General features: G+C 60.7%; 12 protein-coding genes and 1 riboswitch. Of the genes, 4 read left to right on the top strand and 8 right to left on the bottom strand.

The features are described 5' to 3' along the window. Positions 1-301: 301 nt before the first annotated feature. From J7E24_RS00195 to J7E24_RS00210, 4 genes are all read right to left on the bottom strand, one after another. Entirely contained in the window at positions 302-1588 is a 1287-nt protein-coding gene (locus J7E24_RS00195; protein WP_215133910.1) for a homoserine dehydrogenase, read from the bottom strand. Further along, positions 1578-2606: a homoserine O-acetyltransferase MetX gene (gene metX / locus J7E24_RS00200; RefSeq protein ID WP_215133912.1), complete on the bottom strand. Its 1029-nt coding sequence runs from the start codon at positions 2604-2606 to the stop codon at positions 1578-1580. The genes J7E24_RS00195 and metX overlap by 11 nt, the downstream gene beginning before the upstream one ends. A 171-nt stretch (positions 2607-2777) precedes the next feature. After that, a complete protein-coding gene (locus tag J7E24_RS00205) occupies positions 2778-4157 on the bottom strand; it encodes an O-acetylhomoserine aminocarboxypropyltransferase/cysteine synthase family protein (protein ID WP_215133915.1) in 1380 nt (459 codons plus the stop codon). 372 nt (positions 4158-4529) lie between these two features. Beyond that, positions 4530-4653: riboswitch (SAM riboswitch) on the bottom strand. 348 nt (positions 4654-5001) lie between these two features. After that, on the bottom strand, positions 5002-5289 hold the full coding sequence (locus tag J7E24_RS00210; RefSeq protein WP_215133917.1) for a LysM peptidoglycan-binding domain-containing protein: 288 nt from the start codon (positions 5287-5289) through the stop codon (positions 5002-5004). A 246-nt stretch (positions 5290-5535) separates the two neighbouring features. On the opposite strand from J7E24_RS00210, the gene J7E24_RS00215 reads away from it, so the two are divergent. Continuing rightward, positions 5536-5955 carry a lipocalin family protein gene (locus J7E24_RS00215; RefSeq protein WP_215133919.1) on the top strand — a complete coding sequence of 140 codons (420 nt, stop codon included), beginning with the start codon at positions 5536-5538 and terminating at the stop codon, positions 5953-5955. A gap of 99 nt (positions 5956-6054) precedes the next feature. On the opposite strand, the gene J7E24_RS00220 is transcribed toward J7E24_RS00215, so the two are convergent. Further along, positions 6055-7146: a YbhN family protein gene (locus J7E24_RS00220; RefSeq protein ID WP_215133921.1), complete on the bottom strand. Its 1092-nt coding sequence runs from the start codon at positions 7144-7146 to the stop codon at positions 6055-6057. Positions 7147-7483: 337 nt separating this feature from the next. On the opposite strand from J7E24_RS00220, the gene dxs reads away from it, so the two are divergent. Then, positions 7484-9424 carry a 1-deoxy-D-xylulose-5-phosphate synthase gene (gene dxs / locus J7E24_RS00225; protein WP_215133923.1) on the top strand — a complete coding sequence of 647 codons (1941 nt, stop codon included), beginning with the start codon at positions 7484-7486 and terminating at the stop codon, positions 9422-9424. A 196-nt stretch (positions 9425-9620) separates the two neighbouring features. Next, positions 9621-10169: a YceI family protein gene (locus tag J7E24_RS00230; RefSeq protein WP_215133924.1), complete on the top strand. Its 549-nt coding sequence runs from the start codon at positions 9621-9623 to the stop codon at positions 10167-10169. Between the two features lie 38 nt (positions 10170-10207). Here the strand turns inward: J7E24_RS00230 and J7E24_RS00235 are convergent, their stop codons facing one another. Continuing rightward, positions 10208-11227: an SRPBCC family protein gene (locus J7E24_RS00235; RefSeq protein ID WP_215133926.1), complete on the bottom strand. Its 1020-nt coding sequence runs from the start codon at positions 11225-11227 to the stop codon at positions 10208-10210. A 79-nt stretch (positions 11228-11306) separates the two neighbouring features. Here J7E24_RS00235 and J7E24_RS00240 point away from each other — a divergent pair, with 79 nt between their 5' ends. After that, complete coding sequence (locus J7E24_RS00240; RefSeq protein WP_215133928.1) at positions 11307-12071, top strand: alpha/beta fold hydrolase; 765 nt, start codon at positions 11307-11309, stop codon at positions 12069-12071. On the opposite strand, the gene J7E24_RS00245 is transcribed toward J7E24_RS00240, so the two are convergent. Beyond that, the gene (locus J7E24_RS00245; RefSeq protein ID WP_215133930.1) at positions 12064-12831 is read right to left on the bottom strand and encodes an energy transducer TonB; all 768 of its coding nucleotides are present in this window, start codon (positions 12829-12831) and stop codon (positions 12064-12066) included. The genes J7E24_RS00240 and J7E24_RS00245 overlap by 8 nt on opposite strands. 114 nt (positions 12832-12945) lie before the next feature. Continuing rightward, the coding region (locus tag J7E24_RS00250) for an aspartate-semialdehyde dehydrogenase (protein WP_215133932.1) at positions 12946-13729 on the bottom strand (784 nt) is incomplete at its 5' end.

A 13729-nucleotide genomic window follows, 5' to 3' on the forward strand; every position in this document is an offset into this window, starting at 1 on the left:
ATAGGGCGAGCCCCAGCGGGGCGGCATATCGGTAGAAGACCAATAGTTTGATGCGCAATCAAGCCCCAGCGGGGCGACACGACCAATGCAACGGTTAGTGTCGCCCCGCTGGGGCTTGGTTGCGCTCGGCTACGTTGCGGCTACCGATATGTCGCCCCTCCGGGGTTGAAAGGCAGAAATCGTTACCTTATTTGACGGCCAGCAGCATTGCCCTCTGAGGGGATAAATACCGAAACCCGCTACTTCATCTTTGCAGCATATTTTTCAGAAATGAAAAAATAGGCTGCAAAACCCGGCCGGCCTACCAGCTGCGGCCGGCCGTTTCCAGCGCCGCTGCGGCCGCCTCAGTTGCTTCGGCGGCCTCGCCCACGGGCCGCAACTGGTCGGTGCGCACAATGAAAGCACCGTGCTCACGCAGCAAGTCGCGGTGAGTAATAAGGTGAGCCAGGGCCACGTAGCCGACTACGTAGCCATCCTCGTCGGCTTCTTCTGACACCTCGCTGAAGTCGAGCAGGTCGATGAGGCGGGGCTCGTCGGTGCGCAGGTAGATTTCGATTTCCAGGTCGGTGGCGTGGATGGGCGGGGCGGCGGTTTTGGCGTAGTGGTAGGCGAAGCCCTGGCGCAGGGCGGCCAAATCGGCCAGCACGGCCGAGCCGGTGGGGTGCCCGCCGGCCCCGCGGCCCCGCAGGAACTGCTCGCCCGCAAAATCGGCCTCCAACACCACGCCGTTAAACTCCTCATCCACCCCAAAAAGCGGCGACTCGGGCCCAACCAGCTGCGGCGTCACCAGGGCCGTCACGCGGCCATCGGGCAGGCGCTGCAGGCCAGCTACCACCTTTATTTTCTGGCCCCGACTGGCTGCAAAGGCAATATCAGTGGTCGAAATACCTTCGATACCGAGGTTGAGCACCTGCTCGGGCTCCAGGAACAGGCCGTAGGCGTGGGCGGCCAGCAGTACGGCCTTCGAGCGCGGGTCGAAAGCGGCCATGTCGAGGCGGGGGTCGGTTTCGGCGAAGCCCAGCTGTTGGGCCAGCGCCAGGGCCGGGCCGTAATTGGCGTCGCCGGTGCCCATGCGCGTGAGTACGTAGTTGGAAGAGCCGTTGAGGATGCCCGCCAGTTGTCGCAGGGGCTCGGTTCCGAAGTAGGCATCGAGGGTGCGGATGACGGGAATGCTGCCGCACACCGCCGCCTCATACAACAAGGTGCCGCCGTGGGTGCGCTGCAGCTCCACCAGCGCGGGCAGGTGGCGGGCCAGCATGGCCTTGTTGGCCGTTACCACCCGGCGGCCCCGGCGCAGGGCGCCCGCTACCAGCCGAAAAGCCGCGTCGGCATCGTCAATCAGCTCCACCAGCACGTCGAGCGAATCATCGGCCAGTAGCGCCTCGGTTTCAAATTCGAACCGTGCAGCCGGCAGCGGCCGGACCTTATCCGGGTTTTTTACCACGATGCGCGCCACCTCGAAGCCGCTGGCCGGGTGCTGCTGCAGAATATCGTAGAGACCCTGGCCCACGCAGCCAAAGCCGATGAGGCCGATGCGCCAGGGCTGGGCGGGGGCAGCAGGAGCGAGGAGTGCGGCATTAATGGGCATAGGTCAGGGAGTGGAATCGTTCGAGAAAATGCGTGATTTGGGCGGTTTCCAGCAGGAAGCCGTCGTGGCCGTAGGCCGAGTCCATTTCGGCGTACATGGCCCCCGGAATGTGGCGGGCCAGCAGCTGCTGCTCGGCCACCGGAAACAGCGCGTCGGAGGTGATGCCGATAACCAGCGTGCGGGCCAGCACCCGGCGCAGGGCCGCCGCTACGCCGCCCCGGCCGCGGCCCACGTTATGGCTGTCCATGGTGCGCGTGAGGGCCACGTAGCTGTAGGCATCGAAGCGGGCCACCAGCTTGTCGCCCTGGTAGCGCTGGTAGGCGGCGGCCCGGAAATCGGTTGGTAGCGCGTCGGTGGGCTCGGTTTGGGTGCGGCCGTAGGCCTGATAACTGCGGTAGCTGAGCAAAGCCATGGCGCGGGCCGCGCGCAGCCCGGCCGCGCCCCCGGTCGGGGTGTTCAGTTGGTAGGTAGCATCAGCGAAAATGGCCAGCCGCTGGGCCTCGTTGAAGGCAATGCCCCAGGCCGAGTGCCGGGCATTGGAAGCCAGCAGCACCAGGTTTTCGAACACTGCCGGTTGCTGCACGGCCCACTCCAGGGCCTGCTGCCCACCCAGCGAGCCACCGATGAGCGTATGCACCCGCGCCAGCCCCAACTCCTTACGCAACGCCTCGTGGGCCACCACCAAATCGCGCACCGTCAGCAGCGGAAAATCCTGGAAAGCAGCCTGGCCGGTAGTGGGGGCGGGCGTGAGCGGGCCAGTGCTGCCATAGCAGGAGCCTAGTACGTTGGCGCACACGATAAACCAGTCGGCCGGGTCGAAGTAGCGGCCGGGGCCCACCATGCCGGGCCACCAGTCGGCCGCGTCGGCATTGGCCGTGAGGGCGTGGCACACCCACACCACGTTGTCGTGGGCGGCGTTCAGGCACCCCCAGGTTTGGTAGGCTACTTGCGTGTGGGCCAGCTGGCCGCCGTTTTCGAGGAGTAGCGGGTGAGGGAGCTGGAATTGGTGCGTGTACATGAGACGGGGAGCTTGGTTAGTAGCGCGATGTAGGGGCGGGGCTTGTCCCCACCCGCCGCTTAAACGTGGCTGTTGAACGATACTATTGAAAGGGGCCGCTTGATGGTGTGCAATAACATCGTTCGGACGGCGGGCGGGGACAAGCCCCGCCCCTACGGCGTTCTGTTGGGCCTATACTTCCAGCGGCTGCTCGTGCTCAGCGGCCGGCTCGGGCAGGGGTTCATCCTGAATATTGTCGGGCGTGGCGGCGTTGCGTACGGCGTCGAAGGCCTGCTGCAAATCGGCTTGGATATCGTCGAAATGCTCGATGCCGAGCGAGAGGCGCAGCAGGGTGGGCGTTACGCCGGCGGCCTGCTGGGCTTCTTCGGAAAGCTGCTGGTGCGTGGTGGCGGCGGGCTGGATGATGAGCGTTTTGGCGTCGCCCACGTTGGCCAGGTGGCTGATCAGCTTCAGGCTGTCGATGAATTGCGTGGCCGTGTGCTTGCTGCCCTTGAGGGCGAAAGTGAGCACGCCGCCGTAGCCGCGCTTGAGGTATTTGCGGGCCAGTTGGTGATAAGAGCTGGACGCCAGGCCGGGGTAATTCACGGCCTCTACCTGCGGGTGCTGCTCCAGCCAGGTGGCGATGCGCAGGGCATTTTCCACGGTGCGCTCGACGCGCAAACTCAGCGTTTCGAGGCCCTGCAGCAGCAGAAACGAGTTGAACGGACTCTGCGAGGGGCCGAAGTCGCGCAGCCCCTCCACCCGGGCCCGGATGATGAAGGCAATGTTGCCAAACGGCCCGTTTTTGCCAAACGTGTCGCTGAACACGAGGCCGTGGTAGCCCTCGGAAGGCTCGGAGAACTGCGGGAATTTGCCGTTGCCGAAATCGTAGGTGCCGCCGTCCACAATCACGCCGCCCACGCTCGTGCCGTGCCCGCCAATCCACTTGGTAGCCGATTCCACCACGATGTTGGCGCCGTGCTCCAGGGGCCGGAACAGGTAGCCGCCCGCCCCGAAGGTGTTGTCGACCACCAGCGGCAAATCGTGCCGGCGGGCAATGGCGGCAATGGCCTCGAAATCGGGGATGCTGAAGCTGGGGTTACCGATAGTTTCGAGGTAAATGGCCTTGGTGCGCTCGTCAATCTGGGCTTCAAAACCGGCCGGCTCGTCGACGTTGGCAAAGCGCACTTCAATGCCCAAACGCTTGAAAGCCACCTTGAACTGGTTGTAGGTGCCGCCGTAGAGGTGGGTCGAGCTCACGAAATTGTCGCCGGCCTGCAAAATGTTGTTGAGGGCAATGAACTGCGCCGCCTGCCCCGACGATACGGCAAGCGCTGCCACGCCGCCTTCCAGCGCCGCCACGCGCTGCTCGAACACGTCGGTCGTGGGGTTCATCAGGCGGGTATAAATGTTGCCGAATTCCTTGAGAGCAAACAGGTTGGCGCCGTGCTCGGCGTTTTTAAACACGTAGCTGGTGGTCTGGTAGAGCGGCACGGCCCGCGAACCGGTTACGGGGTCGGGCTGCTGGCCGGCGTGGAGTTGCAGGGTTTCGAAGTGGTGGCTGGAGGACATGGCTATTTAGTTGTTAGCGGTTGGTTGTCAGTTGTTGGTTTTTTCGGTAACCGGTTTTCGCACACGAATCCGCAGAAAGCAGCGGGCAAAGGCCGCGGAAAGGGCGCGCCGGGCCGGAGCCGGAGCAAGCGAAAAAGAAGGAAAAAGCAGGGGAGGCCCGCTGGGGGCCGGGGCTGGGCGCTTAGGCTAGCAGCCGCAACACGCGCTACAACAGCCGCGCATTCGCATTCGGGCGGCAACCGGAGTAGCAGCCGGCAAGGCGGCAACGGCCGGAGCCGGAACACCAAAAGCCCCCGACGCGGCAGGCCCAAAGGCGGCCGGAGCGGTGGGGGAAACAGGGGCAAAAGTGCGGGAGTGGCTCATGGGACTCGGAGGTTATAGTCCCCGCCGCCGTACTGGTCGTACTGGCTGGTCGGGCAGGCATTGGCACCTTTCGCGCGGTCGAAGGTTGCCAGTGGGTCAGGGAGCCTGTGCTCTCGCCACTTCTGTATAAATCCTATGAAAACTACTCCGCCGCGAGCGGGGCAGTACCGGGTTGGTGTTGCAAAGGTATAGCCCTTATTTTATCAAATGCAAGAGGAATGACAATTATTTTAACTTCGCTCTGTTATTCTATTTGGTTTCTGATATTGGGAATAAGTGTGCTGTGTAGTAGATAGTTAACCAGATAAAGTGCAGCGGGTTGCGTACTTCTGGCACCGTCTGATTTGCCGAGTCACTTGTTTCGGGACTTTTGGACTGGTGTAAAAAAGTAGTTATATCCGCATTTTTCAGCCTGAATTAACGCAAAAAAGCCACTCCGTTGGGAGTGGCTTTTTTTGAATATTTCCGCGAAGCGAGGGTGCTATACCTTCGGTAGCGTGAGTACCTGGCCTACCTCAATGTGGTCGGGGTTGGAGCCGATAGTAGACTTGTTGGCATCGTAAATCTGGTGCCACTTGCTGGCGTCGCCGTAATGGTTCTTGGCGATTTTCGAGAGCGAGTCGCCACTCACTACGGTGTACGTTTCACCGGTTGTGGTGTCGGCAGTTTTGTCGGTGCCGAAGAAGTCGGTGTTGCCGCCGGTTGGGGTATTGGCAGGAGCAACAGGCTTGGTTTCACCTTTATCGGAAAGAAAATCAAAAAGTCCCATGATAGCAGTGCGTTAGGTGAGGGGAGAGAGTAGCCGGCCGTAGCATACTGTCCGGCTTAGGTGTTGGCCCTTCTTACGACTTGCTAAACAATAGGTTGTGCTCGTAAGCAGAAACACGCTGCTATCCGTCGGTGCCCGAACTTCTTGCTTAGCGCTACCGTAAGAGGCGCATTACCGGCAGTTGGTGCTGCCGTCTTATTCGTCTCAACACTTTCACCTATTCTCTTTCCCTTTCTTTCTCTCCTCATGAAAAACTTCACCTCTTCCGCCTCGCGCCTGCTGGCCGGCCTGTTTGTGTTTGTACTGCTCTTCACGGCCGCCTGCGGTTCCAAGGAAGGCACTGTCGAAAGCGTTAACCAGCTGTACGGCACCGACAGCAAAACCTGGAAAACCGACAAGGAAATGAATGCAGCCGGCGACAAAGTGGCCCAAACCGACGCCATGGACGACCAGCGCGTGACCTTCTTTGCTAACGGCCAGTACAACATGGCCTCAGGCTCCCAGACGATGAATGGCAAATACACCTTCGACCAGGGAGCCAAAACCATCACCATGATGCCCGAGGGCGCCGGCCAATCGAACACCTTCACGGTGGTAACGCTGACCGACGACAAGCTGACCCTCAAAGGAACCGACGGCTCGGAACTGCGCCTAGAGAAGGAGTAACCTTCCGCGCTCAGCCGAATAAGTAGCAAAAATCCCCTTCTGCCGCTGGTAGAAGGGGATTTTTATGTCTGGCGGCGGTGAGCTAGGCAGTGTGGCGTGCTACGCTTCCATAATTTCGTGGGCGACGCGCTTGCCATAAATGCGGCCCACCCAACGGGGCAGAAACACGGCCCCGAGCACTAGGTAGAGGTAGTACGTAGTGATGCGGTAGAGCAGAACCATAAAGTTGGTCATGGTAGCCGTGCCGATGAACTTGCCGAAGAACGTGGGGAAGGCCCCCTCGGCAATACCCGCGCCGCCGGGTGTAATGGCAATCAGCAGGATGACTTTGTAGGTGAGGTTGCGGCCAAAAATCAGCCAGAAATCGGTCCAGCCCACATCAATAAACGCCCCAATCAGGCAGCCGATAACCAGGTAGCGGGCCGACCAGACGAAGAACGTGCTTAAAGCGGCCCGCAGCCAGTACACGAAGCCGTTGCCGCGCAATTCGGCCGAGGCCTGCACCAAATCGTGGCCCAGCTGGTAGGCGCGGCCCCGGAACCGGCGCAGCACCCGCGCCGAAAACAGCCGCACCAGCAGCCGCCGCACGGCCCGCGGGTTGATGAAAATGGCGTACACCATGAGCAGCGCATAGGCCGTTACGAACACGTAGCTCAGAATAAAGCCAATGCGCAGCGTGGCAATCAGCCCTCCGTGCAGGGCCTCGTTCGGGTACAGCGCATCGCCCCCGATGAGCACCACGAGCGGCACCATGAGCACGTAGTACATATTGTCGAGCATGGCCGTGGCCATGATGTAGGCCACCGAGCGGCCCAGCGGAATGCCCTCTTTGTGCAGCAGCACCGGGGCCACGGCCGTGCCGCCCACCGCCGAGGGCAGAATGCACGACGAGAATTCCCAGAGCATAATCACGTCGAGCGAAGCGCGCCAGCTGAGCACTTTCTGGGTGAGGTAGCGGATGCGGTACACGTAGCCGGCGTCGCGGGCCAGCAGCACCAGTACCATCACCAGCAGCCACCAGGGCTTGGCGTTGGCCAGCGGGGCCAGGTCGCCGGGCTTATAGCTGCGCCAGAACATGAAACCCACCACGCCCAGGCCAATGAGCACCGGCAGCACAATCCGCGAGGGGCGGAGCTTGTCGAGCAGTTGCTGGTCTTCGGAGGAAGTGGCGTTGGTAGGGAGCTGCGGCATCCGGCAAAGGTAAGGAAGAGGGGGAGGTAGGGGGATGAAGGGATTAAGGGATTAAGAAATAGTCATTCTGAGCGAAGGCGCAGCCGTAGTCGAAGAATCTCTACCGTAATGGTAACTTCTGCCGTTAGGATTGGCATCACATTAGAGATTCTTCGACTACGCTCCGCTTTGCTCAGAATGACGGGCTGTTCCAATCACCCCCACACCATTCATCCACCAACACGGAAAACCCGTAACTTTGCTCGTTGCCCATTGTCGGGCCGGCCGCGAACATAACTTTCGGGCCGGGCGTTGGTTGCAACCCTACTTATTCCTTTGCCTACCTACCCCTGCGCGCATGATTGTTGAACCCGGGCCCCTGCTGGCGGAAATTAATTCCCCCGACGACCTCAAAAAGCTTAGCCCCGACCAACTGGTGCAGGTGAGCCAGGAATTGCGCCAGTTTATTGTCGATTCGGTTTCGATTTACGGTGGCCACTTCGGCGCATCGCTCGGGGTGGTCGAGCTGTCGGTGGCCCTGCATTATATCTTCAACACGCCCCACGACCAGTTGGTATGGGATGTAGGCCACCAGGCATACGGCCATAAAATCCTGACCGGCCGCCGCGACCAGTTCCCCACCAACCGCCGCTACAAGGGCATGTCGGGCTTCCCTAAGCGCAGCGAAAGCCCCTACGACGCCTTCGGGGTGGGCCATAGCTCCACCAGCATCGGGGCAGCGCTGGGCATGGCCGTGGCTTCCGATTATAAAGGAGAGTTCGACCGCCAGCACATTGCCGTGATTGGCGACGGGGCCATGACGGCCGGTATGGCCTTCGAGGCGCTTAACCACGCCGGCGTCGAGAAGTCCAATTTGCTGGTTATTCTCAATGATAACTGCATGAGCATCGACCCCAATGTGGGCGCGCTCAAGGAATACCTCACCGACATCACCACCTCGCGCACCTACAATAAAGTGCGCGACGAACTGTGGAATGTGCTAGGCAAGCTCAGCAAATTCGGGCCCAACCCCCAGCAGATTGCCCGCCGCGTCGAGCAGGCTATGAAGGCTACGCTGCTCAAGCAGGGCAACCTGTTCGAGGCCCTGAATTTCCGCTATTTCGGCCCCGTTGATGGGCACGACGTGCAGCACCTGGCCACTATTCTCGAAGACCTCAAGCATATTCCGGGCCCCAAGCTGCTGCACTGCGTAACGGTGAAGGGCAAGGGCTACGCGCTGGCTGAAAAGGACCAGACGCTGTGGCACGCGCCGGGCCTGTTCGACAAAATAACGGGCGAGATTTACAAGAAAACGCCCGACAAACCCCAGCCGCCCAAGTACCAGGACGTGTTCGGCCACACGATTGTAGAGCTGGCCGAGGCCAACGACAAAATAATGGGCGTGACGCCGGCTATGCCCTCGGGCTGCTCGCTGAACATCATGATGAAGGCCATGCCCGACCGCGCCTTCGACGTGGGTATTGCCGAGCAGCACGCCGTTACGTTCTCGGCCGGTTTGGCCACCCAGGGGCTGGTGCCGTTCTGCAACATCTACTCCTCGTTCATGCAGCGCGCCTACGACCAGGTGGTGCATGATGTGGCCCTGCAGAACCTGCACGTCGTATTCTGCCTCGACCGGGCCGGTTTTGCCGGTGCCGACGGGGCAACCCACCACGGTAACTACGACCTGACCTATATGCGCTGCGTGCCTAATATGGTGGTTTCGGCCCCCATGAACGAGGAGGAGCTACGCAACCTGATGTACACGGCCACGCTGCCCGAAAACGCCGGCCCGTTCACTATCCGTTACCCACGGGGCGAGGGCGTGATGCCCGAGTGGCGCACGCCGCTAAAGAAAATAACCATTGGTACTGGCCGAGTGGTACGCGAGGGCGAAGGTGTGGCGGTGCTCAGCATCGGCCACATCGGCAACTATGCCGCTAAGGCTACCCAGCAGCTCGTCGCCGAGGGCCTCAACCCCGGCCACTACGACATGCGCTTCTGCAAGCCGCTCGATGAGGAGATGCTGCACCGCATCTGCCGCCAGTACAAGTCTCTGGTAACGGTGGAAGACGGCTGCCTGCCCGGCGGTTTTGGCTCGGCGGTAATCGAGTTTATGGCCGATAACGGCTACGCGCTGCCTGTGCGCCGCCTCGGCATCCCCGACCGCGTAGTGGAGCACGGCACCCAGGACGAGCTGTACAAGGAGTGCGGCTTCGATGTAGCCGGCATTGCCAGCGCCCTGCGCGAGCTGAGCGGTAAAGTAGTGAAGCCGACAGCGGAAAAAGTGCTGCTGTAAAACATTCAACAACAAGCAAAAGAGCCGGTGCCGCTATGCGGTACCGGCTCTTTTGCTTACCAGGCGAGCATTCAGGAAAAAATAAATATGTGTATGTACATTAATTAAAATAATGTACATACATTTGTTGCGTGCCGGTCAGGTATAGTACCGGCCAACATTCTGCATCAATCTGAACCCTCTAACCACCACCAGCATGGCCACTACCAAATGGGCGCTTGATCCCACCCACTCCGAAGTACAGTTCAAAGTAAAGCACCTCGTCATCTCGACCGTAACCGGCTCGTTCAAGCAGTTCGAAGGCGAGGCGGAAACCGAAGGCGACTCATTTGAGGGAGCCAAAGTGCGCTTCTCGGCCAAAATCGACAGCATTGACACCAACCAGGAGCAGCGCGACGAGCACCTGAAGAGCGCCGAGTTCTTCGATGCCGCTACCTTCCCGGAAATGACGTTTGTATCGACGGGCTTTACCAAAAACGACGGCGGCGAATACAAGCTCATCGGCGACATGACGCTGCACGGTGTAACCAAACCCGTAACGCTGGACGTGGAGTATGGTGGCCAGGCAGGCGACTTCTATGGCAATACCAAAGCCGGGTTTGAAGTGACAGGCAAAATCAACCGCAAAGATTTTGGCCTTGCATGGAGTGGCGTAACCGAGGCCGGCTCCATTGTAGTGAGCGAGGAAGTAAAGCTGATGGCCAGCATCCAGTTCGCCAAGCAAACCGAGCCGGCAACCGTATAGCGCCTGCCTTGCGGAGAATTACGAAGGCCCGTCACTGCTCAGTGGCGGGCCTTTTGATTAGCGGCCAGGGCGGGGGTGGCTCCGGCGGCTTCCGTTTCGCAGCGGCGGCGGATAACCTCGAGGATGCGGCGCTGGATTTCGCTCATAATGTAGCCGGTCCAGAGGCCGGCGTAGGGGTTGATGCGGGTGCTGAGGCGTTGCTGACTGTAGAGCACCAGGCGGGTGCGGCCGGGACCGGCGGGCTCCAACTCGTAGGTGCCGCGCAGTACGTCGAAAAACCGGCCGCCCACCGTTACGTGCTCATCGAACGTGGTGGGCGGAATGGTGGCTGTGTTGGGCACGATGCTGAACGAGATGCGCCGCTGGGGTTCCCACACATCAATGGTTTCCAGAAACTCCACGCCCCGCTCAAAGGTGGCCCGGCGCACTCCGCCCACGCCCTCGTGGCTGAGCGTAGCTTCCACCGGCCGCGGGAAACCCAGCCGGTCCACAAGGCTGGGGCCCAGGTCCTGCGCCGTGATGGGCGGCACCCGCACAATGTGCTTCCACACCACCTCGGCCGGGGCCGCAATGACGATGGTATTTTCGACCCGGCGGTACTCATCGGGCGTAGTGAGCTGGCTTTCGACAGGGGCAAGCACGAAGGGCAGCAGCGCGAAGGTGGCTACCACATAGGTTTTGGTCTGGTCGCTTTTGTCTTTGGTCAAGTCATAATAGAGGAGCGCCCCCAGGCCAGCCGTAATGATGAACAGCGGGAAAATCATCAGCACGCAGATCATGCCTTCCAGATGGAATAGGAGAGCCGTAACCAGAAACAGCAGCACCGTCAGGAACGGCCCGAATACCAGCCGCCACCACCTGGAGGCGGTTCGCGGAGTGAAATGCGCCGTTACGGCTCCTAACGCCGCCGGTATCAGCAGCAGAAAGCAGAGCATCAGCAGGCCCCCGGCATCGTTGAAGTAATTGGTGGCGAAAACGAAGCGTCCCAGCAGGGCCACGAACAAACCCGCGCCGCTGGCAATCAGGTAATGGTAATACTGCCGCTTGATATATGCCATGCCGGGAAGAGGTAACGGGAACGGATGCGGCAAATGTGCGTATTTGTCGGGATTCGCCTGTACTTCCTGCCCGCCGCTTATGCCTGCCACCCAACCCACCCTCGTCTTTCTGCATGGCTTTGCCGAAAGCCCCGCTATCTGGACCAGTTTCACCCGCGACTTTCCGGCCCGTTACCGGGTGCTCACGCCCGCGCTGCCCGGCCACGGTTCCAACCCGGGCCCGGTAACCGACTACTCGATGGAGGCGCAGGCGCGGGCGGTGCTACAGCAACTGGATGCGGCCGGCGCCGAAAAGGTAGTGCTAGTCGGCCACAGCATGGGCGGCTACGTGGCCCTGGCGCTGGCCGAGGCACACCCCGAGCGCGTAGCCGGCCTCGCAATCTTCCACAGCACCGCCCTGCCCGACCCCGAAGAAAAGCAGGCCGCCCGCGACGAAAGCGCCGGTTTCGTGCGCCGCCACGGGGTCGAAAAATACATGCGCTCCAGCATCCGGAATTTGCTGGCCCCCACTAACCGCAAGCGGCTGGCCGCCGAGCTGAAAGAGCTGGAGGACATAGCCGCCGCCACGCCCGAAACCACCGTGCTCGGCTGCCTCGAAGCCATGAAGCACCGCCCCGACCGCACTGCCGTGCTACGCGAGGCCAAGTTCCCGGTGCTCTTCATCGGCGGCCACGACGACCCGGCCGTGCCCCTCGACACGCTGCTGCCCCAACTAGCGCTGTCCACCCAAAGCCACGCCCTGCTGCTGCACGGCGTGGGCCATTTGGGCTTTATCGAGGCACCGGAGTCAACACAGCGGGCAGTGCTGGATTTTGCGGCGGGCGTGTTTGGCGAGGCTACTTAATGGCGAAATCGATCGGAATGACAAAAAAGACCCGCACGGGTTTGCCTTGGTGTTGCGCCGGTTGGTAAGTTGGAAGTTTGTTTTGAATTGCATTTTTGACTTCCGCATCAATCTCGCGAGATACCGACTGGATAATCCGGATGTTATCTACCAGCCCGTTCTCCGCCACCTCGTAGTAGGCCAGCACCACCCCCTGAGTGCGGTTACGCAGTGCGCTGGCCGGGTATCGAATGTTGCGTCCAATATAGGTTTGCACCCCATCCGGATAGGGGAAAACGGGCATTTGCTCGGCATAGGCGTAAGCGTGTGAAGCGGGTAAAATGCTGCCTACGAAGCGTACGGGCACGGTGTAGGTAGCCGCAACGGCCTTGCCCTTGTGCTGGGCGGGCGTCCAGGCAGGCATGGCGCTTATATGCCTGACGGCGGCGGCCCACAGTTCTTTACGCCGAGGCCACGGGTTGCCAGGCACGGGTTGCAGACCCCTCACTTGACCAACTTTGCCATTGGCATCAACCACAAACGAGACGAATATTTCGGACGGCTGACCCTCCGTAAGCTGAAATCCGGCCGGTAGGGGCACAGTATTCAGATAAGTCCGCAACGCTTCGGGGCCGCCATCGAACTTGGCAATGAATTCCTGCTCCAGCGCGTTCGTGGTGGCGGAAAGTTCACTAGTAGCAGCTGAGGGCTGGGCCAAAAGCGTGCCCGGGGTAGCAGACCATAACAGGCCGCTTAGCAAAGACAAAAGGATAATGCGCATCGAAAATAATAGAAGGAATTAGTCCCGCAAATTAGATAGTAATCAGGGAAATAACCGCCTAGAGCGAACAGGTTGCACCGATTTTTGTCTGCCCGAGAAGAATAAATGTTGCGCTTAAGCTTCCAATAAGCCCATCTTCAGCATCACCTCGGCAATCTGCACGGCGTTGGTGGCGGCGCCTTTGCGCAGGTTGTCGGCCACTACCCACATGTTCAGGGTTTTTGGCTGGGTTTCGTCGCGGCGCAGGCGGCCTACCAGCACGGCATCCTGGCCGTGGGCGTCTTGGGGCATGGGGTAGGTGTTGTTCTGCACGTCGTCGACCAGTTCCACGCCTTCAGTGTGGCGCAGCAACTCGCGCACGTCGGCGAGGTCGAATTCATGGGCGAATTCCACGTTTACGGCTTCGGAGTGGCCACCCATTACGGGCACGCGCACGGTGGTGGCGGTGAGACGGATGGCGTCGTCGCCGAAGATTTTCTTCGTCTCCAGCACCATTTTCATTTCCTCCTTGGTGTAGCCGTTGTCCTGGAATACATCAATGTGAGGCAACACATTCAGGTCGATGCGGTGGGGGTAGGCGGGGTTGCTGGCCGTCTGGCCGGCGCGCTCGGCCATCATCTGGTCGACGGCCTGCTTACCGGTGCCGGTTACGCTCTGGTAAGTGCTCACTACAATGCGGGTGGCCTGGTAGCGCTTGTGCAGTTCGTTGAGGGCCACGACCAGCTGAATGGTGGAGCAGTTGGGGTTGGCAATGATTTTATCGTCGGCCGTGAGCGTGTCGGCATTGATTTCGGGCACCACCAGCTTCTTGGTCGGGTCCATGCGCCAGGCCGAGGAGTTGTCGATAACCACGGTGCCCACCGCGGCGAAACGCGGCGCTTCCTGCAGCGAAATAGCC

Source organism: Hymenobacter sp. ISL-91 (assembly GCF_018613725.1).
Classification (GTDB): domain Bacteria; phylum Bacteroidota; class Bacteroidia; order Cytophagales; family Hymenobacteraceae; genus Hymenobacter.

Excerpts from the sequence above, each read along its gene's own strand:
- J7E24_RS00215 (WP_215133919.1), top strand. The coding sequence starts at position 5,536 with ATGAAAAACTTCACCTCTTCCGCCTCGCGCCTGCTGGCCGGCCTGTTT.
- dxs (WP_215133923.1), top strand. The coding sequence starts at position 7,484 with ATGATTGTTGAACCCGGGCCCCTGCTGGCGGAAATTAATTCCCCCGAC.
- J7E24_RS00245 (WP_215133930.1), bottom strand. The coding sequence starts at position 12,831 with ATGCGCATTATCCTTTTGTCTTTGCTAAGCGGCCTGTTATGGTCTGCT.
- J7E24_RS00205 (WP_215133915.1), bottom strand. The coding sequence starts at position 4,157 with ATGTCCTCCAGCCACCACTTCGAAACCCTGCAACTCCACGCCGGCCAG.
- metX (WP_215133912.1), bottom strand. The coding sequence starts at position 2,606 with ATGTACACGCACCAATTCCAGCTCCCTCACCCGCTACTCCTCGAAAAC.
- J7E24_RS00220 (WP_215133921.1), bottom strand. The coding sequence starts at position 7,146 with ATGCCGCAGCTCCCTACCAACGCCACTTCCTCCGAAGACCAGCAACTG.
- J7E24_RS00230 (WP_215133924.1), top strand. The coding sequence starts at position 9,621 with ATGGCCACTACCAAATGGGCGCTTGATCCCACCCACTCCGAAGTACAG.
- J7E24_RS00240 (WP_215133928.1), top strand. The coding sequence starts at position 11,307 with ATGCCTGCCACCCAACCCACCCTCGTCTTTCTGCATGGCTTTGCCGAA.
- J7E24_RS00210 (WP_215133917.1), bottom strand. The coding sequence starts at position 5,289 with ATGGGACTTTTTGATTTTCTTTCCGATAAAGGTGAAACCAAGCCTGTT.
- J7E24_RS00195 (WP_215133910.1), bottom strand. The coding sequence starts at position 1,588 with ATGCCCATTAATGCCGCACTCCTCGCTCCTGCTGCCCCCGCCCAGCCC.
- J7E24_RS00235 (WP_215133926.1), bottom strand. The coding sequence starts at position 11,227 with ATGGCATATATCAAGCGGCAGTATTACCATTACCTGATTGCCAGCGGC.